This window comes from Pseudomonas putida (assembly GCF_016406145.1).
Classification (GTDB): domain Bacteria; phylum Pseudomonadota; class Gammaproteobacteria; order Pseudomonadales; family Pseudomonadaceae; genus Aquipseudomonas; species Aquipseudomonas putida_E.
On the sequence record NZ_CP066306.1, the window covers coordinates 5,227,031 to 5,251,367 of the forward strand.

General features: G+C 57.1%; 24 protein-coding genes, 4 tRNA genes and 1 rRNA gene. All 29 read right to left on the bottom strand.

Annotated elements, in window-relative coordinates:
- Positions 1–10 precede the first annotated feature (10 nt).
- Positions 11–343 carry a 50S ribosomal protein L22 gene (rplV, locus tag JET17_RS24155; protein ID WP_003103908.1) on the bottom strand — a complete coding sequence of 111 codons (333 nt, stop codon included), beginning with the start codon at positions 341–343 and terminating at the stop codon, positions 11–13.
- 11 nt (positions 344–354) lie between these two features.
- Positions 355–630, bottom strand: a complete 276-nt coding sequence (gene rpsS, locus JET17_RS24160; protein ID WP_003255482.1) for a 30S ribosomal protein S19 — start codon at positions 628–630, stop codon at positions 355–357.
- A 16-nt stretch (positions 631–646) separates the two neighbouring features.
- Entirely contained in the window at positions 647–1,471 is an 825-nt protein-coding gene (rplB, locus tag JET17_RS24165; RefSeq protein ID WP_012316518.1) for a 50S ribosomal protein L2, read from the bottom strand.
- Between the two features lie 14 nt (positions 1,472–1,485).
- Positions 1,486–1,785, bottom strand: coding sequence for a 50S ribosomal protein L23 (gene rplW, locus JET17_RS24170; RefSeq protein WP_003255484.1), 300 nt, complete (start codon positions 1,783–1,785; stop codon positions 1,486–1,488).
- On the bottom strand, positions 1,782–2,384 hold the full coding sequence (gene rplD, locus JET17_RS24175; RefSeq protein ID WP_003255485.1) for a 50S ribosomal protein L4: 603 nt from the start codon (positions 2,382–2,384) through the stop codon (positions 1,782–1,784). Before rplD ends, rplW begins: the two co-directional genes overlap by 4 nt.
- A gap of 12 nt (positions 2,385–2,396) precedes the next feature.
- Positions 2,397–3,032, bottom strand: coding sequence for a 50S ribosomal protein L3 (rplC, locus tag JET17_RS24180; protein WP_012316519.1), 636 nt, complete (start codon positions 3,030–3,032; stop codon positions 2,397–2,399).
- 80 nt (positions 3,033–3,112) lie between these two features.
- Positions 3,113–3,424: a 30S ribosomal protein S10 gene (gene rpsJ / locus JET17_RS24185; RefSeq protein ID WP_003186070.1), complete on the bottom strand. Its 312-nt coding sequence runs from the start codon at positions 3,422–3,424 to the stop codon at positions 3,113–3,115.
- A gap of 142 nt (positions 3,425–3,566) precedes the next feature.
- Positions 3,567–4,760, bottom strand: coding sequence for an elongation factor Tu (gene tuf / locus JET17_RS24190; RefSeq protein WP_003255489.1), 1,194 nt, complete (start codon positions 4,758–4,760; stop codon positions 3,567–3,569).
- 27 nt (positions 4,761–4,787) lie between these two features.
- The gene (gene fusA, locus JET17_RS24195) at positions 4,788–6,932 is read right to left on the bottom strand and encodes an elongation factor G (protein WP_012316520.1); all 2,145 of its coding nucleotides are present in this window, start codon (positions 6,930–6,932) and stop codon (positions 4,788–4,790) included.
- Positions 6,933–6,962: 30 nt separating this feature from the next.
- On the bottom strand, positions 6,963–7,433 hold the full coding sequence (gene rpsG / locus JET17_RS24200) for a 30S ribosomal protein S7 (RefSeq protein ID WP_003246741.1): 471 nt from the start codon (positions 7,431–7,433) through the stop codon (positions 6,963–6,965).
- Positions 7,434–7,539: 106 nt separating this feature from the next.
- Positions 7,540–7,911 carry a 30S ribosomal protein S12 gene (rpsL, locus tag JET17_RS24205; protein ID WP_003255492.1) on the bottom strand — a complete coding sequence of 124 codons (372 nt, stop codon included), beginning with the start codon at positions 7,909–7,911 and terminating at the stop codon, positions 7,540–7,542.
- 211 nt (positions 7,912–8,122) lie between these two features.
- The gene (gene rpoC / locus JET17_RS24210) at positions 8,123–12,322 is read right to left on the bottom strand and encodes a DNA-directed RNA polymerase subunit beta' (protein ID WP_012316521.1); all 4,200 of its coding nucleotides are present in this window, start codon (positions 12,320–12,322) and stop codon (positions 8,123–8,125) included.
- A gap of 64 nt (positions 12,323–12,386) precedes the next feature.
- The gene (gene rpoB, locus JET17_RS24215) at positions 12,387–16,460 is read right to left on the bottom strand and encodes a DNA-directed RNA polymerase subunit beta (RefSeq protein WP_012316522.1); all 4,074 of its coding nucleotides are present in this window, start codon (positions 16,458–16,460) and stop codon (positions 12,387–12,389) included.
- On the bottom strand, positions 16,460–16,630 hold the full coding sequence (locus tag JET17_RS24220; RefSeq protein WP_155294789.1) for a hypothetical protein: 171 nt from the start codon (positions 16,628–16,630) through the stop codon (positions 16,460–16,462). The genes rpoB and JET17_RS24220 overlap by 1 nt, the downstream gene beginning before the upstream one ends.
- A 49-nt stretch (positions 16,631–16,679) precedes the next feature.
- Positions 16,680–17,045 carry a 50S ribosomal protein L7/L12 gene (gene rplL / locus JET17_RS24225; RefSeq protein WP_003255496.1) on the bottom strand — a complete coding sequence of 122 codons (366 nt, stop codon included), beginning with the start codon at positions 17,043–17,045 and terminating at the stop codon, positions 16,680–16,682.
- Positions 17,046–17,123: 78 nt separating this feature from the next.
- Positions 17,124–17,624, bottom strand: coding sequence for a 50S ribosomal protein L10 (gene rplJ, locus JET17_RS24230; RefSeq protein ID WP_012316523.1), 501 nt, complete (start codon positions 17,622–17,624; stop codon positions 17,124–17,126).
- Between the two features lie 196 nt (positions 17,625–17,820).
- On the bottom strand, positions 17,821–18,516 hold the full coding sequence (gene rplA, locus JET17_RS24235) for a 50S ribosomal protein L1 (RefSeq protein WP_012316524.1): 696 nt from the start codon (positions 18,514–18,516) through the stop codon (positions 17,821–17,823).
- A complete protein-coding gene (gene rplK / locus JET17_RS24240; RefSeq protein ID WP_003255500.1) occupies positions 18,516–18,947 on the bottom strand; it encodes a 50S ribosomal protein L11 in 432 nt (143 codons plus the stop codon). Before rplK ends, rplA begins: the two co-directional genes overlap by 1 nt.
- Positions 18,948–19,066: 119 nt before the next feature.
- Positions 19,067–19,600, bottom strand: a complete 534-nt coding sequence (gene nusG / locus JET17_RS24245) for a transcription termination/antitermination protein NusG (protein ID WP_012316525.1) — start codon at positions 19,598–19,600, stop codon at positions 19,067–19,069.
- Between the two features lie 9 nt (positions 19,601–19,609).
- Positions 19,610–19,978: a preprotein translocase subunit SecE gene (gene secE, locus JET17_RS24250; protein ID WP_008089117.1), complete on the bottom strand. Its 369-nt coding sequence runs from the start codon at positions 19,976–19,978 to the stop codon at positions 19,610–19,612.
- A 44-nt stretch (positions 19,979–20,022) separates the two neighbouring features.
- Positions 20,023–20,098 (bottom strand) — tRNA-Trp (locus JET17_RS24255).
- A 54-nt stretch (positions 20,099–20,152) separates the two neighbouring features.
- Entirely contained in the window at positions 20,153–21,346 is a 1,194-nt protein-coding gene (gene tuf, locus JET17_RS24260) for an elongation factor Tu (protein ID WP_003255489.1), read from the bottom strand.
- A gap of 78 nt (positions 21,347–21,424) precedes the next feature.
- Positions 21,425–21,500 (bottom strand) — tRNA-Thr (locus JET17_RS24265).
- 29 nt (positions 21,501–21,529) lie between these two features.
- A tRNA-Gly gene (locus JET17_RS24270) sits at positions 21,530–21,603 on the bottom strand.
- A 24-nt stretch (positions 21,604–21,627) separates the two neighbouring features.
- A tRNA-Tyr gene (locus JET17_RS24275) sits at positions 21,628–21,711 on the bottom strand.
- A gap of 152 nt (positions 21,712–21,863) precedes the next feature.
- Positions 21,864–22,289, bottom strand: a complete 426-nt coding sequence (locus JET17_RS24280) for a hypothetical protein (protein ID WP_012316526.1) — start codon at positions 22,287–22,289, stop codon at positions 21,864–21,866.
- Between the two features lie 7 nt (positions 22,290–22,296).
- Positions 22,297–23,046, bottom strand: a complete 750-nt coding sequence (locus JET17_RS24285) for a pantothenate kinase (RefSeq protein ID WP_012316527.1) — start codon at positions 23,044–23,046, stop codon at positions 22,297–22,299.
- A complete protein-coding gene (birA, locus tag JET17_RS24290; protein WP_012316528.1) occupies positions 23,036–24,001 on the bottom strand; it encodes a bifunctional biotin--[acetyl-CoA-carboxylase] ligase/biotin operon repressor BirA in 966 nt (321 codons plus the stop codon). The genes JET17_RS24285 and birA overlap by 11 nt, the downstream gene beginning before the upstream one ends.
- A gap of 153 nt (positions 24,002–24,154) precedes the next feature.
- Positions 24,155–24,270: ribosomal RNA gene (gene rrf, locus JET17_RS24295) — 5S ribosomal RNA — on the bottom strand.
- Positions 24,271–24,337 lie beyond the last annotated feature (67 nt).

The window sequence follows — 24,337 nt, forward strand, 5'->3', positions numbered from 1 at the left end:
ATCGACTCCGTTACTTGTCCGCAACCTTGACAGTGATATGGCAAGACCGCTTGACGATGCGATCAGCACGGCCTTTGGCACGTGGCATGATGCGCTTCAGCGAACGCCCTTCGTTGACGAAGACGGTGGAGACCTTCAGGTCATCAACGTCTGCGCCTTCGTTGTGTTCGGCGTTGGCAACGGCCGACTCGAGGACTTTCTTCATGATTTCAGCGGCTTTTTTGCTGCTGAAGGCCAACAGGTTGAGCGCTTCGCCCACCTTCTTCCCGCGGATCTGGTCGGCGACCAAGCGGGCTTTCTGGGCGGAGATGCGAGCGCCCGACAACTTAGCGGCTACTTCCATTTCCTTACCCCTTAACGCTTGGCTTTCTTGTCAGCCACGTGCCCGCGATAGGTGCGGGTACCGGCGAACTCGCCCAGTTTGTGGCCGACCATGTCTTCGTTCACGAGAACTGGAACATGCTGGCGACCGTTGTGAACCGCGATGGTCAGACCGACCATTTGTGGCAGGATCATCGAACGACGCGACCAGGTTTTAACTGGCTTGCGATCATTCTTCTCCACCGCCACTTCGACCTTCTTCAGCAGGTGAAGATCGATAAAAGGACCTTTTTTCAGAGAACGTGGCACTGTCGTATCCCTCTAGTTACTTGCGACGACGGACGATCATGTTGTCGGTACGCTTATTACCACGGGTTTTAGCACCCTTGGTTGGGAAGCCCCATGGCGATACCGGATGACGACCACCGGAGGTACGACCTTCACCACCACCATGTGGGTGGTCAACCGGGTTCATGGCAACACCACGAACGGTTGGGCGAACGCCGCGCCAGCGTTTGGCACCAGCTTTACCCAGCGAGCGCAGGCTGTGCTCGGAGTTCGAGACTTCGCCCAGGGTCGCACGGCACTCAGCCAGTACTTTACGCATCTCACCGGAACGCAGACGCAGAGTCACGTAGACGCCTTCACGAGCGATCAGCTGAGCCGAAGCACCAGCGGAACGAGCGATCTGAGCACCTTTACCCGGCTTCAGTTCGATGCCGTGAATGGTGCTACCTACTGGGATGTTGCGCAGCTGCAGGGAGTTACCGGCCTTGATTGGGGCCAGAGCACCTGCGATCAGCTGGTCGCCAGCACTTACGCCTTTAGGGGCGATGATGTAGCGACGCTCACCGTCTGCGTAGCACAGCAGGGCGATGTGAGCAGTACGGTTTGGATCGTATTCGATACGCTCGACAGTGGCTGGGATGCCATCTTTGTCGTTGCGACGGAAGTCGACCAGACGGTAATGCTGCTTATGACCACCACCAACGTGACGAGTGGTGATGCGGCCATTGTTGTTACGACCACCAGACTTCGATTTCTTCTCGAGCAGCGGTGCGTGAGGAGCGCCTTTATGCAGCTCCTGGTTGACCACCTTGACCACGAAACGGCGGCCAGGGGAAGTCGGTTTGCATTTAACGATTGCCATGATGCACCCCTTCCTTACTCAGCACTGCTGCTGAAATCGAGATCTTGGCCTGGCTGAAGGGAGACGATCGCCTTCTTCCAGTCATTACGCTTGCCCAGACCACGTGCGGTACGCTTGGTTTTACCCAGAACGTTAACAGTCGACACGTTTTCAACTTTTACGTTGAACAGGCCTTCGACAGCTTTCTTGATTTCCAGCTTGGTTGCGTCAGTAGCAACCTTGAATACGAACTGGCCTTTTTTCTCAGCCAGAACGGTAGCCTTCTCGGAAACGTGCGGGCCAAGGAGGACTTTAAATACGCGTTCCTGGTTCATCCCAGCAGCTCCTCGAATTTCTTCACGGCCGAGACAGTGATCAACACTTTCTCGTATGCGATCAGACTGACCGGGTCGGAACCTTGAACGTCACGTACATCGACGTGCGGCAGGTTACGAGCAGCCAGGTACAGGTTCTGATCAACAGCGTCCGAAACGATCAGAACGTCGCTCAGACCCATGCCGTTCAGCTTGTTCAGCAGATCTTTGGTTTTCGGTGCTTCAACAGCGAAGTCCTGAACCACGACCAGACGGTCGCTACGCACCAGCTCAGCGAGGATGGAGCGCAGAGCTGCGCGATACATCTTCTTGTTGAGCTTCTGCGAGTGATCCTGAGGACGAGCTGCGAAGGTTACACCACCGCCACGCCAGATCGGACCACGAGTGGTACCAGCACGAGCACGGCCAGTACCCTTCTGACGCCATGGGCGCTTACCGCCACCAGCCACGTCGGAACGGGTCTTTTGCTGCTTGGTGCCCTGACGGCCGCCAGCCATGTAGGCCACGACTGCTTGGTGTACCAGCGTCTCGTTGAATTCGCCACCGAAAGTCAGTTCGGAAACTTCGATCGCCTGAGCGTCATTTACATTAAGTTGCATGTCAGTTTCCCCTTAACCGCGAGCCTTGACAGCTGGACGTACAACCACGTCGCCGCCAGTAGCGCCAGGAACGGCACCCTTGACCAGCAGCAGGTTGCGCTCAGCGTCTACGCGAACTACTTCCAGGGACTGAACAGTCACGCGCTCGGCGCCCATGTGACCGGACATTTTCTTGCCCTTGAACACACGACCAGGAGTCTGGCACTGGCCGATGGAGCCTGGGACACGGTGCGACACGGAGTTACCGTGGGTGTTGTCCTGGCCACGGAAGTTCCAGCGCTTGATGGTACCGGCAAAGCCTTTACCTTTGGACTGACCAGTAACGTCTACCAGCTGGCCTGCAGTGAAGAGTTCAGCTTTGATCGAGTCGCCAGCCTGGAACTCGCCTTCTTCAAGGCGGAACTCCCAGACACCGCGACCAGCGGCAACGTTGGCCTTGGCGAAGTGACCTGCCTGAGCGGCAGTCACACGCGAAGCACGACGCTCGCCGACAGTGACTTGCACTGCACGGTAGCCATCGGTTTCTTCAGTTTTGAACTGGGTGACGCGATTCGGCTCGATCTCAATGACCGTGACCGGAATGGAGACACCTTCTTCGGTGAAAATGCGGGTCATACCGCACTTGCGACCGACTACACCAATAGTCATGTTGTAAACCTCATGAGTGTACGGGGCTTTCACCCGCTATGGCCGCCCATTTCAGAGCGTTACACGACAAGACCGAAGTCTTAGCCGAGGCTGATCTGCACTTCCACACCTGCCGCCAGATCAAGCTTCATCAGCGCGTCAACGGTTTTATCCGTCGGCTGGACGATGTCCAGAACACGCTTATGAGTGCGAATCTCGTACTGGTCACGCGCGTCTTTGTTGACGTGCGGGGAGACCAGAACGGTGAAACGCTCTTTGCGGGTAGGCAGTGGAATTGGACCACGCACTTGTGCACCAGTACGTTTCGCGGTTTCCACGATTTCCTGGGTGGATTGGTCGATCAGGCGATGGTCGAAAGCCTTCAACCTGATTCGGATTTGCTGATTTTGCATTGGATTTCAGACTCCAGGCTGTTCCCAACGGACGCACTACGCCCGCTAAAAGGAGGCGTGATTCTATAGACGCCCCTATTTAGTGTCAACCCAATAAAAAAAACCCCCGCTGAGCGGGGGTTTTTTTCAATCGGTCGAGTGATTACTCGATGATTTTGGCTACGACGCCGGCGCCGACGGTACGACCGCCTTCACGGATAGCGAAGCGCAGACCGTCTTCCATTGCGATGGTCTTGATCAGGGTAACAGTCATCTGAATGTTGTCACCTGGCATTACCATTTCAACGCCTTCCGGCAGTTCGCAGTTACCGGTCACGTCAGTGGTACGGAAGTAGAACTGAGGACGGTAGCCTTTGAAGAACGGAGTGTGACGGCCGCCTTCTTCCTTCGACAGAACGTAGACTTCTGCGGTGAACTTGGTGTGCGGCTTGACCGAACCTGGCTTGACCAGAACCTGGCCACGCTCAACGTCGTCACGCTTGGTACCACGCAGCAGAACGCCGCAGTTCTCGCCAGCACGACCTTCGTCCAGCAGCTTGCGGAACATCTCAACACCGGTGCAGGTGGTGGTGGTGGTGTCACGCAGACCAACGATTTCCAGCGGATCCTGAACGCGGACGATACCACGCTCGATACGACCGGTAACAACGGTACCACGACCCGAGATCGAGAATACGTCTTCGATCGGCATCAGGAACGGCTGGTCGATGGCACGAACTGGCTCAGGAATGTAGCTGTCCAGAGTTTCTACCAGCTTCTTGACAGCGGTAGTGCCCATTTCGTTGTCGTCTTTGCCTTCCAGGGCCATACGAGCGGAACCGATGATGATCGGAGTGTCGTCGCCTGGGAAGTCGTAGGTGGACAGCAGGTCGCGAACTTCCATCTCGACCAGTTCCAGCAGCTCAGCGTCGTCTACCAGGTCAGCCTTGTTCAGGAAGACCACGATGTACGGAACGCCAACCTGACGGGACAGCAGGATGTGCTCACGGGTTTGTGGCATCGGACCATCGGCGGCCGAGCAAACCAGGATCGCGCCGTCCATCTGGGCAGCACCGGTGATCATGTTCTTCACGTAGTCAGCGTGACCTGGGCAGTCAACGTGAGCGTAGTGACGAATGGTCGAGTTGTACTCAACGTGAGCGGTGTTGATGGTGATACCGCGCGCTTTTTCTTCCGGAGCCGAGTCGATCTTGTCGAACTCAACGATTGCCGAGCCGAAAACTTCGGAGCAAACGCGAGTCAGAGCTGCGGTCAGAGTGGTCTTACCGTGGTCAACGTGGCCGATGGTGCCAACGTTAACGTGCGGAAGGGAACGATCAAATTTTTCTTTAGCCACGACAGTGAACCTCTTGCCTAAAGGGGATTAGCCTTGTTTTTTAACGAGTGCTTCGACGATGTTCGACGGAGCTTCGGCGTATTTGGAGAATTCCATGGAGTAGCTTGCGCGACCCTGAGACATGGAACGAACGTCGGTCGCATAACCGAACATCTCTCCGAGCGGTACTTCAGCACGGACGACACGGCCGGAGACCGACTCATCCATACCCTGGACCAGACCACGACGACGGTTCAGGTCACCCATCACGTCACCCAGGTAGTCTTCCGGGGTTACAACTTCGACCTTCATGATCGGCTCGAGGACCACGCCACCACCCTTCTGGGCCAGTTGCTTGGTTGCCATCGAAGCAGCGATCTTGAACGCCATTTCGTTGGAGTCGACGTCGTGGTACGAACCGTCGAATACCGTGGCCTTCAGGCCGATCAGAGGATAACCGGCAACGACGCCGTTTTTCATCTGCTCTTCGATACCCTTCTGGATCGGGGCGATGAATTCCTTAGGAATCACACCACCAACGACTTCGTTGGAGAACACCAGACCTTCGGTGATGTTGCCTTTCTCGTCCTGATCTGGCTCCGAGAAACGGATCCAGCAGTGACCGAACTGACCACGACCACCCGACTGACGAACGAACTTGCCTTCGATCTCAACGCCGGATTTGGTGATCTTCTCGCGGTACGAAACCTGCGGCTTACCGATGTTGGCTTCGACGTTGAACTCACGCTTCATGCGGTCAACGAGGATGTCCAGGTGCAGCTCACCCATGCCCGAGATGATGGTCTGGCCAGTCTCTTCGTCGGTCTTGACGCGGAACGACGGGTCTTCCTGGGCCAGCTTGCCCAGAGCAATACCCATCTTCTCCTGGTCAGCCTTGGTTTTCGGCTCGACGGAGAGCGAAATGACCGGCTCAGGGAAGTCCATACGCTCAAGAATGATTGGCTTGTCGGCGTTGCACAGGGTTTCGCCCGTGGTCACGTCCTTCATGCCGATCAGTGCCGCGATGTCACCAGCGCGCACTTCCTTGATCTCTTCACGCTGGTTGGCGTGCATCTGCACCATACGACCAACGCGCTCTTTCTTGCCCTTGACCGAGTTGATGACAGAGTCACCGGAGCTCAGGACGCCCGAGTAGACGCGAACGAAGGTCAGAGTACCAACGAACGGGTCGGTCGCGATCTTGAACGCCAGAGCCGAGAACGGCTCGTCGTCGTCGGCGTGACGCTCGTCTTTACGAACAGCCGGATCGTCTTTGTCCAGGTCCTTGTCGTCCGGGTTGATACCCTGGATTGCAGGGATCTCGGTCGGGGCAGGCAGGTAGTCGATGACGGCGTCGAGAACCAGGGGAACACCCTTGTTCTTGAACGACGAACCGCAGACAGCCGGTACGATTTCGCTGGCCAGGGTGCGCGCGCGCAGACCGGCTTTGATCTCTTCGACGGTCAGCTCTTCGCCTTCCAGGTACTTGTTCATCAGCTCTTCGCTGGACTCGGCAGCAGCTTCAACCATGTTGGAGCGCCACTCTTGAGCCAGCTCCAGCATATCGGCAGGAATTTCTTCCTCGCGATAGGTGGTGCCTTTGTCGTCGTCGTTCCAGTAGATAGCCTTCATCTTGATCAGATCGACCTGACCCTGGAAGTTATCTTCCGAACCGATGGCCAGCTGAACAGGAACCGGAGTGTGACCCAGACGGTTCTTGATCTGACCTACGACGCGCAGGAAGTTTGCACCGGCACGGTCCATCTTGTTCACGTAAACAACACGCGGAACGCCGTACTTGTTGGCCTGACGCCATACGGTTTCGGACTGAGGCTCAACGCCGGAGGTGCCGCAGAACACAACGACCGCGCCGTCGAGTACACGCAGCGAACGCTCTACTTCAATGGTGAAGTCAACGTGGCCGGGGGTATCGATGACGTTTACACGGTAGTTGTCGTACTGACCAACGGAACCCTTCCAGAAGGTGGTAACGGCAGCGGAGGTAATGGTGATACCGCGCTCCTGCTCCTGCACCATCCAGTCGGTGGTCGCGGCGCCGTCGTGCACCTCGCCCATCTTGTGGCTCAGACCTGTGTAGAACAGGATCCGCTCGGTAGTGGTAGTCTTGCCCGCGTCAACGTGGGCACAGATACCGATGTTACGGTAGCGGTTAATTGCTGTAGTACGAGCCATAAAGCCCTCGCAAAAATGTTGATGCTTGAATTAGAAGCGGTAGTGCGAGAACGCTTTGTTGGCTTCAGCCATACGGTGCACGTCTTCACGCTTCTTGACTGCAGCACCCTTGCCTTCGGCAGCATCCAGCAGCTCACCGGCCAGGCGCAGAGCCATCGACTTCTCGCCGCGCTTGCGGGCGTAGTCTACGAGCCAGCGCATTGCCAGAGCGTTACGACGGGATGGACGAACTTCAACCGGAACCTGGTAAGTGGCACCGCCGACACGACGGGACTTTACTTCGACCAGCGGAGCGATGGCGTCGAGAGCTTTCTCGAAGATTTCCAGGGGGTCGCTGTTCTTGCGTGCTTTGACGGTATCCAGAGCACCGTAAACGATGCGCTCGGCTACGGCCTTCTTGCCGCTTTCCATCACGTGGTTCATGAACTTGGCGAGGATCTGGGATCCGTACTTCGGATCGTCAAGGATCTCACGTTTTGCTGCTACACGACGTCTTGGCATGATAAGCCCTCAAACGGTCTTCAGGTTAGCCCGGGACGTGGGTCTTCGACCCCTGCCCGACCTTACTCTTATCGACTCAAAAAAATGGATGTCTGCAAACGGCCGATTACTTCGGACGCTTGGTACCGTACTTCGAACGACCCTGGTTACGGCCTTTGACGCCCGAAGTATCCAGAGAGCCGCGAACGGTGTGGTAACGAACACCTGGCAAGTCTTTTACACGGCCGCCACGAATCAGGACGACGCTGTGCTCTTGCAGGTTGTGGCCTTCACCGCCGATGTACGAGGAAACCTCGAAACCGTTGGTCAGACGCACACGGCATACTTTACGCAGTGCCGAGTTAGGTTTTTTCGGCGTGGTGGTGTACACGCGGGTGCACACGCCACGACGTTGCGGGCAGTTCTGCAGCGCAGGAACGTCGGACTTTTCGACCGAACGCTTACGCGGCTGACGTACCAGCTGGTTGATAGTTGCCATCTACTAGCTCCACTGATTGTCTTGCGACTCTATTGTCTTGCAAGAAAGCCAAAAATTGGCGAGACGGAGCCTCACCAAATTTAAGGGTACAAAAGTCTAAAGAGGATCTTGCACCCAGTCAAGACAAGGCCCCGGCCCTCCCCGCCCGATCATCGGCAACATTTCATGTCTCCGATGACCGTTCGGGGCTTGCCGGGGCCCTGCCGTGTACTCAGTTACCGCTGGAATTCAGCGCTTCGGTCAGTGCGGCTTCCACCTCACTGGCACTTACGCGCAGCGGTTTGTCGGCATCACGGCGACGCTTACGCTCGCTGTGGTAGGCCAGACCGGTACCGGCCGGGATCAGACGACCCACGACCACGTTCTCTTTCAGGCCGCGCAGGTAATCGCGCTTGCCGGTTACGGCCGCTTCGGTCAGTACGCGGGTGGTTTCCTGGAAGGAAGCCGCGGAGATGAACGACTCGGTCGAAAGCGACGCCTTGGTGATACCCAGCAGCACACGGGTGAACTTCGAGACGAACTTGTCATCGGCGGCGAGACGCTCGTTCTCGACCAGCACCTGAGTCAGTTCCATCTGGTCGCCCTTGATGAAGCTGGAATCGCCCGACTCGGAGATCTCGACCTTACGCAGCATCTGACGCAGGATGGTCTCGATGTGCTTGTCGTTGATCTTAACGCCTTGCAGACGGTAAACGTCCTGGATCTCGTTGACGATGTATTTCGCCAGCGCGCTCACACCTAGCAGACGCAGGATGTCGTGCGGATCGCTCGGGCCGTCGGAGATAACTTCGCCGCGGTTTACCTGTTCGCCTTCGAAGACGTTCAGGTGACGCCACTTCGGAATCAGCTCTTCGTACGGATCGCTACCGTCGGTCGGGGTAATGACCAGACGACGCTTACCTTTGGTCTCCTTGCCGAATGCGATGGTACCGCTGACTTCAGCCAGAATCGAGGCTTCTTTCGGACGACGCGCTTCGAACAGGTCGGCAACACGTGGCAGACCACCGGTGATGTCACGGGTCTTCGACGTTTCTTGCGGGATACGCGCGATAACGTCACCAACGCCGATCTGTGCACCGTCAGCAACACCAACCAAAGCGTTCGCTGGCAGGAAGTACTGTGCAGGTACGTCGGTACCTGGCAGGTACAGATCCTTGCCATTGGCATCGACCATCTTGATTGCCGGACGGATTTCCTTGCCTGCGGCAGGGCGATCCTTGACGTCCAGCACTTCGATGTTGGTCAGGCCGGTCAGCTCGTCGGTCTGACGTTTGATGGTGATGTTTTCTTCCATGCCCACGAAGGTCACGGTACCTTTCAGCTCGGTAACGATCGGGTGGGTGTGCGGGTCCCACTTGGCGACGATTGCGCCAGCTTCGACCTTGTCACCTTCCTTGACCGAAATCACCGCACCGTAAGGCAGCTTGTAACGCTCGCGCTCACGGCCGAATTCATCGGCAATGGCCAGCTCACCGGAACGCGATACGGCAACCAGGTTGCCATCGGCACGCTCGACCTGCTTCAGGTTGTGCAGACGCACCATACCGCCGTTCTTCACCTGAACGCTGTCGGCAGCGGAAGTACGGCTTGCAGCACCACCGATGTGGAACGTACGCATGGTCAGCTGGGTACCCGGCTCACCGATCGACTGTGCAGCGATAACGCCGACAGCTTCACCGATGTTCACCTGATGACCGCGAGCCAGGTCTCGACCGTAGCACTTGGCGCAGATACCGTAGCGGGTTTCGCAGTTGATCGGCGAACGCACGACAACTTCGTCGATGCTGTTCAGCTCGATGAACTCGACCCACTGCTCGTCGACCAGGGTACCGGCAGGAACGATGACGTCCTCGGTGCCCGGCTTGAACACGTCACGGGCGATGACACGGCCCAGTACACGCTCGCCCAACGGCTCCACGACGTCACCGCCTTCGATGTGCGGAGTCATCAGCAGGCCATGGTCGGTACCGCAATCGATCTCGGTTACAACCAGGTCTTGCGCAACATCCACCAGACGACGGGTCAGGTAACCGGAGTTCGCAGTCTTCAACGCGGTATCCGCCAGACCTTTACGAGCACCGTGAGTCGAGATGAAGTACTGGAGTACGCTCAGACCTTCACGGAAGTTCGCAGTGATCGGCGTCTCGATGATCGAGCCGTCCGGCTTGGCCATCAGGCCACGCATACCGGCCAGCTGACGGATCTGTGCTGCGGAACCCCGCGCACCGGAGTCAGCCATCATGTACATCGAGTTGAAGGACTCTTGCTCGACTTCTTTGCCCTCGCGGTCAATGACCTTCTCTTTCGAGAGGTTGGCCATCATCGCCTTGGACACTTCGTCGTTCGCCTTGGACCACAAGTCGATGACCTTGTTGTACTTCTCGCCCTGGGTTACCAGGCCGGAGGCGTACTGGCTCTCGATTTCCTTCACTTCATCAGTGGCGCTACCAATGATGCGTGCTTTTTCATCAGGGATGACGAAGTCATTCACACCGATGGAAACACCGGAAATGGTCGAGTAGGCGAAACCGGTGTACATCAACTGGTCGGCGAAGATAACGGTCTCTTTCAGACCAACCACGCGGTAGCACTGGTTGATCAGCTTGGAGATCGCCTTCTTCTTCATCGGCTGGTTGACCACATCGTACGGCAGGCCTGCCGGTACAACCTGGAACAGCAGTGCACGGCCGACAGTGGTGTCGACGATGCGGGTGTTCTTGGTGATGCTGCCATCACGGTCTTTCACGGTCTCGTTGATACGGACTTTGATTTTCGCGTGCAGAGCGGCTTCGCCGGCGCGGAATACGCGGTCGACTTCCTGCAGGTCGGCGAATACGCGACCTTCGCCCTTGGCATTGATGGCTTCACGGGTCATGTAGTACAGACCCAGTACAACGTCCTGCGACGGAACGATGATTGGCTCACCGTTGGCTGGCGACAGAATGTTGTTGGTCGACATCATCAGCGCGCGCGCTTCAAGCTGTGCTTCCAGGGTCAGAGGCACGTGAACGGCCATCTGGTCACCGTCGAAGTCGGCGTTGTACGCAGCACAGACCAGCGGGTGCAGCTGAATGGCCTTGCCTTCGATGAGCACAGGCTCGAACGCCTGGATACCCAGACGGTGAAGGGTCGGTGCACGGTTCAGCAATACGGGGTGTTCGCGAATTACTTCAGCGAGAACGTCCCATACCTCTGGCAGCTCGCGCTCGACCATCTTCTTGGCAGCCTTGATGGTGGTCGCCAGACCACGCATTTCCAGCTTGCCGAAAATGAACGGCTTGAACAGCTCGAGGGCCATCTTCTTCGGCAGACCGCACTGATGCAGACGCAGGGTCGGGCCTACGGTAATTACCGAACGGCCGGAGTAGTCCACACGCTTGCCGAGCAAGTTCTGACGGAAACGACCTTGCTTACCTTTGATCATGTCGGCCAGGGACTTCAGCGGACGCTTGTTCGAGCCAGTGATGGCGCGACCGCGACGGCCGTTGTCCAGCAGGGCGTCTACCGCTTCCTGCAGCATGCGCTTTTCGTTGCGCACGATGATGTCAGGCGCCGACAGATCGAGCAGGCGCTTCAGACGGTTGTTACGGTTGATCACCCGACGATACAGGTCGTTCAGGTCGGAGGTCGCGAAGCGGCCGCCATCCAGCGGTACCAGCGGACGCAGGTCCGGCGGCAGTACTGGCAGAACGGTCAGGACCATCCACTCAGGGAGGTTGCCCGAGCCCTGGAAAGCTTCCATCAGCTTCAGGCGCTTGGACAACTTCTTGATCTTGGTTTCCGAGTTGGTCTGCGGAATCTCTTCGCGCAGGCGACCGATCTCGTGCTCCAGGTCGATAGCGTGCAGCAGCTCGCGGACAGCCTCGGCACCCATGCGGGCATCGAAATCGTCACCGAACTCTTCCAGCGCTTCGAAGTACTGCTCGTCGTTGAGCAGCTGACCCTTCTCGAGGGTAGTCATGCCCGGATCGATAACGACGTAGCTCTCAAAGTAGAGCACGCGCTCGATGTCACGCAGGGTCATGTCCATCAGCAGGCCGATACGGGACGGCAGCGACTTCAGGAACCAGATATGAGCAACCGGCGAGGCCAGCTCGATGTGCGCCATGCGCTCACGACGAACCTTGGCCAGGGCAACTTCAACGCCACACTTCTCGCAGATCACACCGCGATGCTTGAGGCGCTTGTACTTGCCGCACAGGCACTCGTAGTCCTTCACCGGGCCAAAGATCTTGGCGCAGAAAAGGCCGTCACGTTCAGGTTTGAACGTACGGTAGTTGATGGTTTCCGGCTTCTTAACTTCACCGAACGACCACGAACGGATCATTTCAGGCGACGCCAGACCGATGCGGATGGCGTCGAACTCTTCGACTTGACCCTGGTTTTTCAGCAAATTCAGTAGGTCTTTCAAGGCCTTTCCTCCTGGCGGAGCAGGAAGCGGGCTGTACCAGCCCCGCTCCCCTTCGCGTCACGTGTTATTCGGTTTCCAGATCGATATCGATACCGAGCGAACGGATCTCTTTGATCAACACGTTGAAGGACTCGGGCATGCCCGGCTCCATACGGTGATCGCCATCCACGATGTTCTTGTACATCTTGGTACGGCCGTTCACGTCGTCCGACTTCACTGTGAGCATTTCTTGCAGGGTGTATGCCGCGCCGTATGCTTCCAGCGCCCACACTTCCATCTCCCCGAAACGCTGGCCACCGAACTGCGCCTTACCACCCAGCGGCTGCTGGGTAACCAGGCTGTAGGAACCAGTGGAACGCGCGTGCATCTTGTCGTCCACCAAGTGGTTCAGCTTGAGCATGTACATGTAACCAACGGTCACAGGACGCTCGAACTTGTTGCCAGTGCGGCCGTCGAACAGCACCATCTGGCCGCTCTCTGGCAGATCAGCCAGCTTCAGCATGGCCTTGATCTCGCGCTCCTTGGCACCGTCGAAGACTGGGGTAGCCATAGGCACGCCTTTCTTCAAGTTGTGCGCCAGGGCGAGGATCTCTTCGTCGGTGAACTCTTCCAGGTTCTCCTGACGACCACCGATCTCGTTATAGATCTCGGTGAGGAAGCCACGTAGCTCAGCGGCCTTGCGCTGCTCTTCGATCATGCGGTCGATCTTCTCACCCAGACCTTTGGCCGCGAGGCCCAGGTGGGTTTCAAGGATCTGACCGACGTTCATACGCGAAGGTACGCCCAGCGGGTTCAGTACGACGTCGACCGGAGTACCGTTGGCATCGTGCGGCATGTCTTCTACCGGCATGATCACCGAGACCACACCTTTGTTACCGTGACGACCGGCCATCTTGTCACCCGGCTGGATGCGACGGCGGATGGCCAGGTAAACCTTGACGATCTTCAGTACGCCCGGTGCCAGGTCATCGCCCTGCTGCAGCTTGCGCTTCTTGTCTTCGAACTTGTCGTCCAGCAGGCGACGGCGATCGACGATGTACTGCTGAGCCTTTTCCAGCTGCTCATTCAGTGCATCTTCAGCCATGCGCAGTTTGAACCACTGGCCGTGCTCCAGACCGTCCAGCACTTCGTCAGTGATCACGGTACCTTTTTTCAGGCCCGCACCACCGTCGACCACTTGGCCGTTCAGGGCAGAACGCAGACGCTCGAAGGTTGCACCTTCGACGATGCGGAACTCTTCGTTGAGGTCCTTGCGAATCTCGTCCAGCTGCATCTTCTCGATGGCCAGTGCGCGGCTGTCGCGCTCTACGCCATCACGGGTGAATACCTGTACGTCGATGACGGTACCCTTGGTGCCAGTCGGCACGCGCAGGGAGGTGTCCTTAACGTCGCTGGCCTTCTCACCGAAGATCGCGCGCAGCAGTTTTTCTTCCGGAGTCAGCTGGGTTTCGCCTTTTGGCGTGACCTTGCCGACCAGGATGTCGCCAGCGCCGACTTCAGCACCTACGTAGACGATACCGGCTTCGTCCAGCTTGTTCAGTGCAGCTTCACCCACGTTCGGGATGTCCGCAGTGATTTCCTCTGGGCCAAGCTTGGTGTCACGCGCCACACAGGTCAGTTCCTGAATGTGGATTGTGGTGAAACGGTCTTCCTGAACCACACGCTCGGAGAGGCAGATGGAGTCTTCGAAGTTGAAGCCGTTCCACGCCATGAACGCGATGCGCATGTTCTGACCCAGAGCCAGTTCACCCATGTCGGTGGACGGGCCGTCGGCCATGATGTCGCCACGCGCAACCTTGTCACCTTTGCTCACCAGCGGACGCTGGTTGATGCAGGTGTTCTGGTTGGAGCGGGTGTACTTGGTCAGGTTGTAGATATCCACACCTGCTTCGCCGGTCTCGACTTCGTCGTCGGCTACGCGAACGACGATACGGCTGGCATCGACGGAGTCGATCACACCACCGCGACGAGCAACCACGCAGACACCGGAGTCACGGGCAACGTTGCGCTCCATGCCGGTACCGACCAGCGGCTTGTCAGCACGCAGGGTTGGTACAGCCTGACGCTGCATGTTCGAACCCATGAGTGCACGGTTGGCGTCGTCGTGCTCGAGGAACGGAATCAGCGAGGCAGCAACGGAAACAACCTGCTTCGGCGATACGTCCATCAGGGTGACGTCTTCCGGCGCCTTGACGGTGAATTCGTTCAGGTGACGAACGGCCACCAGTTCGTCGATCAGTTGCTTCTTGTCGTTCATCGCGGCCGAAGCCTGGGCGATGACGTGATCCGCTTCTTCGATCGCCGACAGGAACACGATATCGTCGCTGACCACGCCTTCCTTCACCACGCGGTACGGGCTTTCCAGGAAGCCGTACTGGTTGGTGCGGGCATAGGCCGCCAGGGAGTTGATCAGACCGATGTTCGGACCTTCAGGGGTCTCGATCGGGCACACGCGGCCGTAGTGGGTCGGGTGTACGTCACGGACTTCGAAGCCTGCACGCTCACGGGTCAAACCGCCCGGGCCGAGTGCGGAAACACGGCGCTTGTGGGTGATCTCGGAGAGCGGGTTGTTCTGGTCCATGAACTGCGAGAGCTGGCTGGAACCGAAGAACTCTTTCACCGCCGCCGCAACCGGCTTGGCGTTGATCAGGTCCTGCGGCATCAGGCCTTCGCTTTCAGCCATCGACAGGCGTTCCTTGACCGCGCGCTCGACGCGCACCAGGCCAACACGGAACTGGTTCTCGGCCATCTCGCCGACGCAACGTACGCGACGGTTACCCAAGTGGTCGATGTCGTCAACAATGCCTTTGCCGTTACGGATATCTACAAGGGTCTTGAGGACCTCGACGATATCTTCCTTGCTCAGCACGCCCGAACCTTCGATCTCGGTGCGACCGATACGGCGATTGAACTTCATGCGGCCTACGGCCGACAGGTCGTAACGCTCGGCGCTGAAGAACAGGTTGTTGAACAGGGTCTCGGCAGCATCCTTGGTCGGCGGCTCACCTGGACGCATCATGCGGTAGATCTCGACCAGAGCTTCCAGTTGGTTGCTGGTGGTGTCGATCTTCAGGGTGTCCGAGATGAACGGACCGCAGTCGATGTCGTTGGTGTACAGCGTCTCGATGCGAACGACCTGAGCCTTGGCGATCTTGATCAGCAGCTCGGTGGTCAGCTCGGTGTTGCACTCAGCGATGATCTCGCCGGTGGCCGGATGCACGATGGCCTTGGCAGTGGTGCGACCCAGGACGTATTCCATCGGAACGTCCAGCTGGTTCACACCGGCCTTCTCGAGCTGATTAACGTGGCGCGCGGTAATGCGGCGGCCCTGTTCAACGATGACCTTGCCCGTTTCGTCATGGATGTCCATGACCGCAACTTCACCACGCAGACGCTGCGGCACCAGTTCCAGGCTGAGTTTCTCGCCGGAAATATGGAACACGTTGGTGGTGTAGAAGGTGTTCAGAACCTCTTCGGTGCTGTAACCCAGGGCGCGCAGCAGTACCGAGGCCGGCAGTTTGCGACGACGGTCGATACGGACGAACACGCAGTCTTTCGGGTCGAACTCGAAGTCCAACCAGGAGCCGCGGTACGGAATGATGCGAGCGGAGTACAGCAGCTTGCCGGAGCTGTGCGTCTTGCCACGGTCGTGGTCGAAGAACACACCAGGCGAACGGTGCAGCTGGGAAACGATCACACGCTCGGTACCGTTGATAACAAAGGTACCGTTCTCAGTCATCAGGGGGATTTCACCCATGTAGACTTCTTGCTCTTTGATGTCCTTGATCGCTTTGTTCGACGATTCCTTGTCGAAGATGATCAGGCGCACCTTGACCCGCAGTGGGACCGCGAAGGTCACGCCACGCAGGACACATTCCTTCACATCGAAGGCGGGTTCGCCCAGGCGATAGCCTACGTACTCCAGGGCAGCATTGCCGGAGTAGCTGATGATCGGAAATACCGATTTGAAGGCCGCGTGCAGGCCGACGTCGCGGAACTGATCCTTGGATGCTCCCGCTTGCAGGAATTCGCGATACGAATCCAGCTGGATGGCCAGGAGGTAAGGCACATCCATGACGTCCGGCAACTTGCTAAAGTCCTTGCGGATACGTTTTTTCTCAGTGTATGAGTAAGCCATCAGCGTTCCCCAGCTTGGTCACCTGCTTGTTTGGCTTCTCCCGGCGGGAGCAGCCAGAAAATCGTGCAAACCCCTTGGTTTGCGCCACCCACATGGGTGTCTTGCAGCTTGTTATCGGGGCCGACCTGATCGGCCACCAATAACGGAAAAAGGCCGGTGGCATAAGCCACCAGCCATCAGCCTTTGCTCAACGCTCCGGCTGGAGTCGCAAAGTCGAGATTACTTCAGCTCGACTTTAGCGCCTGCTTCTTCCAGCTTCTTCTTAGCGTCTTCAGCGGCTTCTTTCGAAACGCCTTCAGCTACGACCTGAGGAGCGCCGTCGACTTTCTCTTTGGCTTCTTTCAGGCCCAGACCGGTCAGTTCGCGAACGGCTTTGATCACGTTCACTTTCTTGTCGCCGGCTTCAACCAGAACAACGTTGAACTCGGTCTGCTCTTCAACAACGGCAGCAGCAGCAGCTGGGCCAGCAGCGGCAACAGCAGCGGTAACGCCGAAGGTTTCTTCCATAGCTTTGATCAGCTCAACAACTTCCAGAACGGTTTTCTGGCCGATTGCTTCGATGATTTGCTCGTTAGTCAGGGACATGACTTAAATCCTGTATTGGGGTGACAGCCTACGCAGCCATCAAATTAAACATATGATTTTGAAAGAGGTTACGCGGCCTTAGGCAGCAGCAGCTTCTTTCTGGTCGCGAACGGCCGCCAGAGTACGAGCCAGCTTGCTGGTGGCGCCTTGAATGACGCTCATCAGACGTGCGATAGCTTCGTCACGGGTCGGCAAGGTAGCCAGTACATCGATCTGGTTGGCGGCAATGAAATTGCCGTCAAACGCAGCTGCCTTGATCTCGAACTTGTCCTGACCCTTAGCGAACTCCTTGAACAGACGAGCAGCAGCGCCCGGGTGTTCGTTGGAGAAAGCAATCAGGGTCGGGCCTTTGAACGCGTCGTTGAGGATCGAATACTCGGTGCCTTCAACTGCGCGCTTGAGCAGGGTGTTACGTACGACACGTACGTATACGCCAGCTTCGCGGGCCTCTTTACGGAGTCCGGTCATTGCGCTTACAGTCACACCACGGGCATCGGCCACGACAGCGGACAGAGCGACTTTGGCAGCCTCGTTGACTTCAGCGACGATGGCTTTCTTGTCTTCGAGTTTAATTGCCACGGGTTTACTCCTGGTTTTTACCGTTTCATCTGGCCGAAGCCGGATGTCGTTTTGGTGTCTGATTCGGTAACGAATCGGGAGCACCATCTGCGTAGGCTTGAGGTTTAAGACTTGCGCCGCCTACGGTCTTGGATAGCCCCCGCCAGGCAGGGACCCCAATTTTGCTGATGGCGCGACGGATCGCGCCATCATTGCCTTACGCGTTCAGCGAGCTCTGATCGATGACCAGACCTGGGCCCATAGTGGTGCTCAGGGTAACGCGCTTGACGTAGATACCTTTCGAAGAAGCCGGTTTGATACGCTTCAGATCAGCGATCAGGGCTTCAACGTTTTCCTTCAGCTTGCCAGCTTCGAAGCCGACCTTGCCAACGGAGGTGTGGATGATACCGTTTTTGTCGGTGCGATAGCGAACCTGACCGGCCTTGGCGTTTTTCACAGCCGTGGCAACATCAGGAGTCACAGTACCGACTTTCGGGTTAGGCATCAGGCCGCGAGGACCCAGAACCTGACCCAACTGACCCACAACGCGCATTGCATCAGGCGATGCGATGACGACGTCATAGTTCAGGTCGCCGCCCTTCATTTCGGCAGCCAGATCGTCCATACCTACACGGTCAGCGCCGGCAGCCAGAGCGGCCTCAGCAGCTGGGCCCTGGGTGAAGACGGCAACGCGTACGGTCTTGCCAGTGCCGTGTGGCAGCACGGTAGCGCTACGAACGACCTGGTCGGATTTACGCGGGTCAACACCGAGGTTGACGGCAACGTCGAAAGACTCGCTGAACTTCACGGTGGACAGTTCGGCCAGCAGCGCAGCTGCGTCTTCGAAGTTGTAAACTTTGCCAGCTTCGACTTTCGAAGCAATAGCCTTTTGGCGCTTGGTCAGCTTAGCCATTACACACCCTCCACGTTCAGGCCCATGCTGCGGGCAGAGCCAGCGATGGTGCGTACAGCAGCGTCCAGGTCAGCAGCGGTCAGATCAGCCTGTTTAGCCTTGGCGATATCTTCCAGCTGAGCACGGGTCACGGTACCGACTTTGACGGTGTTCGGGCGAGCCGAACCACTGGTCAGGCCAGCAGCTTTCTTCAGCAGAACCGAGGCAGGGGTGCTCTTGGTTTCGAAAGTGAAGCTACGGTCACTGTAAACAGTGATGATCACAGGAGTCGGCAGGCCGGCTTCTTGACCCTGAGTACGGGCGTTGAAGGCCTTGCAGAATTCCATGATGTTCACACCGTGTTGGCCCAGTGCTGGACCAACGGGTGGGCTTGGGTTGGCCTGGCCGGCCTTAACTTGCAGCTTGATGTAAGCCTGAATCTTCTTAGCCATGAGCTACTCCAATATCGGGTACGAACGCCAGATGGCTCCCCGGATGACTTGCGTTTTATCCCAGTGACGACAAAACCCCGCAGCACACAGGGCTGCGGGGTATGGGATGCTTCGTCCGCCTAGACCTTTTCGACCTGGCTGAACTCGAGCTCCACCGGAGTAGAGCGACCGAAAATGAGCACCGCCACTTGGAGGCGACTCTTTTCGTAGTTAACTTCTTCGACGTTACCATTGAAGTCAGCGAACGGACCATCAATGACTCGAACCACTTCACCTGGCTCAAACAACGTCTTCGGCTTCGGCTTGTCACTGCCATCGGCAACGCGACGCAGGATAGCCTCAGCTTCTTTATCGGTGATCGGAGCAGGCTTATCTGCAGTACCACCAATAAAGCCCATCACACGAGGGGTATCCTTGACCAAGTGCCAAGTCCCTTCATTCATCTCCATCTGGACCAGAACATAGCCAGGGAAGAATTTACGCTCACTCTTGCGCTTCTGGCCGTTGCGCATTTCGACGACTTCTTCGGTCGGGACCAAGATCTCACCGAAACCGTCTTCCATGCCTGCCAGCTTGACGCGCTCTATCAGGGAGCGCATAACATGCTTCTCGTAACCCGAGTAAGCATGCACAACATACCAACGCTTAGCCACGGGACACCTTTAGCCAACGATCAGGGAGACCGCCCAGCCGAGCAGGGAATCAAGACCCCACAGCAGCAGTGCCATAACCAGCACGACAGCCACGACAATCAGCGTGGTCTGGGTGGTTTCCTGGCGGGTCGGCCACACGACTTTACGGATCTCAGTACGAGCTTCCTTCGCAAGCGCAAAGAACGACTTACCCTTCGCGGTCTGCAGGGCTACAAAGCCCGCAACAGCAGCCAGGGCGAGAAGCGCAAGAACGCGGTACAGGATTGGAGAGGCGGAGTAATACTGATTACCCACTACGCCAACAACCACCAAAGCCACTACAGCCAGCCACTTGAACAGATCAAAACGCGATTCTTGGGCTTCAGTTTTGGGAGTCATCGAGGAGGATCCTGTAAGAAGAAAGCCAATCACACTGAGGTGAATGGCAGGTCAGGAGGGAATCGAACCCCCAACCTACGGTTTTGGAGACCGTCGCTCTGCCAATTGAGCTACTGACCTGTAACGCTGTATCAGGCCGGCCATTATACCGGCCTGATCAAGTAAATCAACTACTTATTCGATAATTTTTGCTACGACGCCGGCGCCGACGGTACGGCCGCCTTCACGGATAGCGAAGCGCAGACCGTCTTCCATTGCGATGGTCTTGATCAGGGTAACAGTCATCTGAATGTTGTCACCTGGCATTACCATTTCAACGCCTTCCGGCAGTTCGCAGTTACCGGTCACGTCAGTGGTACGGAAGTAGAACTGAGGACGGTAGCCTTTGAAGAACGGAGTGTGACGGCCGCCTTCTTCCTTCGACAGAACGTAGACTTCTGCGGTGAACTTGGTGTGCGGCTTGACCGAACCTGGCTTGACCAGAACCTGGCCACGCTCAACGTCGTCACGCTTGGTACCACGCAGCAGAACGCCGCAGTTCTCGCCAGCACGACCTTCGTCCAGCAGCTTGCGGAACATCTCAACACCGGTGCAGGTGGTGGTGGTGGTGTCACGCAGACCAACGATTTCCAGCGGATCCTGAACGCGGACGATACCACGCTCGATACGACCGGTAACAACGGTACCACGACCCGAGATCGAGAATACGTCTTCGATCGGCATCAGGAACGGCTGGTCGATGGCACGAACTGGCTCAGGAATGTAGCTGTCCAGAGTTTCTACCAGCTTCTTGACAGCGGTAGTGCCCATTTCGTTGTCATCTTTGCCTTCCAGGGCCATACGAGCGGAACCGATGATGATCGGAGTGTCGTCGCCTGGGAAGTCGTAGGTGGACAGCAGGTCGCGAACTTCCATCTCGACCAGTTCCAGCAGCTCAGCGTCGTCTACCAGGTCAGCCTTGTTCAGGAAGACCACGATGTACGGAACGCCAACCTGACGGGACAGCAGGATGTGCTCACGGGTTTGTGGCATCGGACCATCGGCGGCCGAGCAAACCAGGATCGCGCCGTCCATCTGGGCAGCACCGGTGATCATGTTCTTCACGTAGTCAGCGTGACCTGGGCAGTCAACGTGAGCGTAGTGACGAATGGTCGAGTTGTACTCAACGTGAGCGGTGTTGATGGTGATACCGCGCGCTTTTTCTTCCGGAGCCGAGTCGATCTTGTCGAACTCAACGATTGCCGAGCCGAAAACTTCGGAGCAAACGCGAGTCAGAGCTGCGGTCAGAGTGGTCTTACCGTGGTCAACGTGGCCGATAGTGCCGACGTTAACGTGGGGAAGGGAACGATCAAACTTTTCCTTAGCCATCGATACAATCCTCCGCAGAAGAAATAGTCTTACGCTGATAAAACAAAGGCAGATATTTTCATATCTGCCTTGTTTATATGGAGCTCTTGAGCGGACTTGAACCGCTGACCTCACCCTTACCAAGGGTGTGCTCTACCAACTGAGCTACAAGAGCGAAACACTTTGTGCAAAATCCGGCAAACTTGGAGCGGGTAGCGGGAATCGAACCCGCATCATCAGCTTGGAAGGCTGAGGTTCTACCACTAAACTATACCCGCGGAGCTTGCGGCTCTCGCTAAAACTGGTGGAGGGAGAAGGATTCGAACCTTCGAAGCTCTCGCAACGGATTTACAGTCCGTCCCCTTTGACCGCTCGGGAATCCCTCCAGATGTGGCCGGCATTCTATTTGTCTGCCGTCCCAGTGTCAAGCTTTTTTTCAAATTTTTTCAATCAAATCTGAAGCTTAGCTGCTTTGACACTACTTCCAGGTCTACCACCTCAGTGGTGTTCCCTGTGAAGCGGGCGCCATTCTATCAAGCTATTCGCCAGTTGCAATACCTTGGCAGAAAATAATTTTATGTTTTAAGTCTTTGAAATCGTTGGAAAGAGTGGCGAGGACCGTTTGGTCCAGTAAACGCTCGCTTTCCGGGGAAATCTTGAGCCAGAGACCATCAGCACCGGGCAGCTGCCCAGACACCGGCAATGCGGTGATATCCAGGCTCAGCAAGCGCTGACGCAGTGCGTCGATTTGATCTCGCCCCCCCAGACCACCGACCACAAGGCATTCGTCACGGCGACGGGCAGGCGTAGCCACCCCCGCTTCACGCAATAGACGAATCTCCTGCTGATTACCCTTGTACAACGAGAGCGGGGCGACATCCTTGGCTTTTAGCGGGGCTTCCTGTTGGTGCCAGACGTAATAGAAGACGTTGAGCACCAGCAACAGCAGAAACAACCAACGCATAAGCACCTCAGTTCAAAGGGCAGGCCATTGCCAGGCCAACGAATACCAAGTCGGGAACTACGCGCGCCTGCGGTGCAGCCTCACGTACCAACGGCGCATCCCCACCAGTGAGGAACACAGTGAAGGCCTCCCCCCACAGCGAGCGTGCCTGCTCCAGTTGCGTACGAGCAAAACCTTGCAGCATCAACACGCAGCCACGCTCGACCGCCTCGACAGTTGAGCGGCCAGGAGCAAGACTGGTCAAAGCACGCTCTGCAGATGCGTCGTCGTAGCGGATACGTCGAGTGTGCGTGCGCAGCTGGCTGCGCATCAGTGGCATACCCGGGCAGATGTACCCGCCCAGATGCTCGCCATCCGCGCCAATGAAGTCGGCCTTGGCAGCTGTACCCAGGTCGATCACCAGGCAAGCACCCTTGGCCAGGTGGAAAGCGCCCAACGCCGCGAGCCAGCGATCCATGCCAAGGCGCTGGAAATCCTCATACCCATTGCGTACCCCGGCCATCTCACGGGCTGGTTCCGCAACTCGCGGTACCACAGAAAACGCCTGACCGATCAGCGTACAGAGTGCTGCCGTCTCTTCTTCACTACGCACACTGACGATACGGCAGCCCGACAAACGCAGCGAAGCCAAAGTACCGACCTCGGCCACCAACGCCTGATCCGAATCCACAATGCCGCCACCCACGATAGTGGCGTCGACAGCCTGAATGACTCGCCATTTGATGAAGCTGTTACCGCAATCGAGCTCAAGAATCATCACGCAACCTCAAACTGAGCTCACCACCACTGAAGCTCTTCTCCACGCCATCGATCTCCAGGCGCAAGCCACCCTGCCCGTCCACTCCGAGCACTACCCCATCGATCTGGGTACTGCCGGCAACAAGCGACACATTACGCCCCTGCCATAGATGTGCTTGCTCCCATTCTTCCTGAAATGCGGCAAAACCATAACGTCGGTGACGCGCCAATTCATGCTGCAGCTGCTGGCTGAGCATTGCGACCAGCCGATTACGATCGATGGGAGAGCCAACCTCACGTCGTATGGAGGTCCACTGCTGATCTACATGGACGTTGACCTGCATATTCACATTGACGCCAATGCCAAGAACAACGTGACAGACGTCTGCCGGATCACCGACCAACTCAAGCAGGATGCCGGCGATTTTTTGCCCACGCACAAGTACATCATTAGGCCACTTGAGCCCGACTTCCTTAACACCGATGCCTTCCAAGGTGCGCATTACCGCCAAGCCGACCACCAGACTCAGCCCTTCGAGCTGACGCATACCGCCTTCGACACGTAACACTAGACTGTAATAAAGGTTTTCCGCGAAAGGACTTACCCACTGACGACCACGACGGCCACGCCCAGCACTCTGACGCTCGGCAAGCACCAGAAATGGAGCAGCTTGCCCCTGCCCTGCAAGCCGGAGCCCTTCAGCATTGGTAGAGTCGATGGTTTCGTGGATGAACATTGGCCATTGCTCAGCATCAGCATCAGCATATTCGGCAATTGCCTTCGCTTCGAGCAAGGCCAGGGGCGCCGCTAGCTGATAGCCACGTCCGCGAACCTTATGAATGGTGAGATTTAGCTCACTCTCCAGATGCTGCAGCTGCTTCCAAACGGCGCTGCGGCTCACCCCGAGGGCTGCACCCAAGGCTTCTCCGGAATGGAACCGGCCATCCTTGAGGAGATTCAACAACTTCAGCATGCCAGTCTCGACTTGGAATAAGGCTGGCATGATAGCTATGGGTCGTGGGCTTGCATAGGAAAAGGGCCCCCGAAACGACCCAAATGCCGTGCATCAACCCATAAAAGACAAAACCCCTACCTGCTCGCGCAGATAGGGGTTTTGCGAAATGAATCTTGACGATGACCTACTCTCACATGGGGAAACCCCACACTACCATCGGCGATGCATCGTTTCACTACTGAGTTCGGGATGGGATCAGGTGGTTCCAATGCTCTATGGTCGTCAAGAAATTCTGTAGCCAGAATGTCCAGATGGACAGCCCAGCGAATTCGGATATGCGATATTTGTGATGCT

Bases quoted from the DNA above. Each gene is read 5' to 3' on its own strand.
- rplV (WP_003103908.1), bottom strand. From the start codon at position 343: ATGGAAGTAGCCGCTAAGTTGTCGGGCGCTCGCATCTCCGCCCAGAAA.
- rplB (WP_012316518.1), bottom strand. From the start codon at position 1,471: ATGGCAATCGTTAAATGCAAACCGACTTCCCCTGGCCGCCGTTTCGTG.
- rplW (WP_003255484.1), bottom strand. From the start codon at position 1,785: ATGAACCAGGAACGCGTATTTAAAGTCCTCCTTGGCCCGCACGTTTCC.
- rplD (WP_003255485.1), bottom strand. From the start codon at position 2,384: ATGCAACTTAATGTAAATGACGCTCAGGCGATCGAAGTTTCCGAACTG.
- rplC (WP_012316519.1), bottom strand. From the start codon at position 3,032: ATGACTATTGGTGTAGTCGGTCGCAAGTGCGGTATGACCCGCATTTTC.
- rpsJ (WP_003186070.1), bottom strand. From the start codon at position 3,424: ATGCAAAATCAGCAAATCCGAATCAGGTTGAAGGCTTTCGACCATCGC.
- fusA (WP_012316520.1), bottom strand. From the start codon at position 6,932: ATGGCTCGTACTACAGCAATTAACCGCTACCGTAACATCGGTATCTGT.
- rpsG (WP_003246741.1), bottom strand. From the start codon at position 7,433: ATGCCAAGACGTCGTGTAGCAGCAAAACGTGAGATCCTTGACGATCCG.
- rpsL (WP_003255492.1), bottom strand. From the start codon at position 7,911: ATGGCAACTATCAACCAGCTGGTACGTCAGCCGCGTAAGCGTTCGGTC.
- rpoB (WP_012316522.1), bottom strand. From the start codon at position 16,460: ATGGCTTACTCATACACTGAGAAAAAACGTATCCGCAAGGACTTTAGC.
- rplL (WP_003255496.1), bottom strand. From the start codon at position 17,045: ATGTCCCTGACTAACGAGCAAATCATCGAAGCAATCGGCCAGAAAACC.
- rplA (WP_012316524.1), bottom strand. From the start codon at position 18,516: ATGGCTAAGCTGACCAAGCGCCAAAAGGCTATTGCTTCGAAAGTCGAA.
- rplK (WP_003255500.1), bottom strand. From the start codon at position 18,947: ATGGCTAAGAAGATTCAGGCTTACATCAAGCTGCAAGTTAAGGCCGGC.
- secE (WP_008089117.1), bottom strand. From the start codon at position 19,978: ATGACTCCCAAAACTGAAGCCCAAGAATCGCGTTTTGATCTGTTCAAG.
- tuf (WP_003255489.1), bottom strand. From the start codon at position 21,346: ATGGCTAAGGAAAAGTTTGATCGTTCCCTTCCCCACGTTAACGTCGGC.
- JET17_RS24280 (WP_012316526.1), bottom strand. From the start codon at position 22,289: ATGCGTTGGTTGTTTCTGCTGTTGCTGGTGCTCAACGTCTTCTATTAC.
- JET17_RS24285 (WP_012316527.1), bottom strand. From the start codon at position 23,046: ATGATTCTTGAGCTCGATTGCGGTAACAGCTTCATCAAATGGCGAGTC.
- birA (WP_012316528.1), bottom strand. From the start codon at position 24,001: ATGCTGAAGTTGTTGAATCTCCTCAAGGATGGCCGGTTCCATTCCGGA.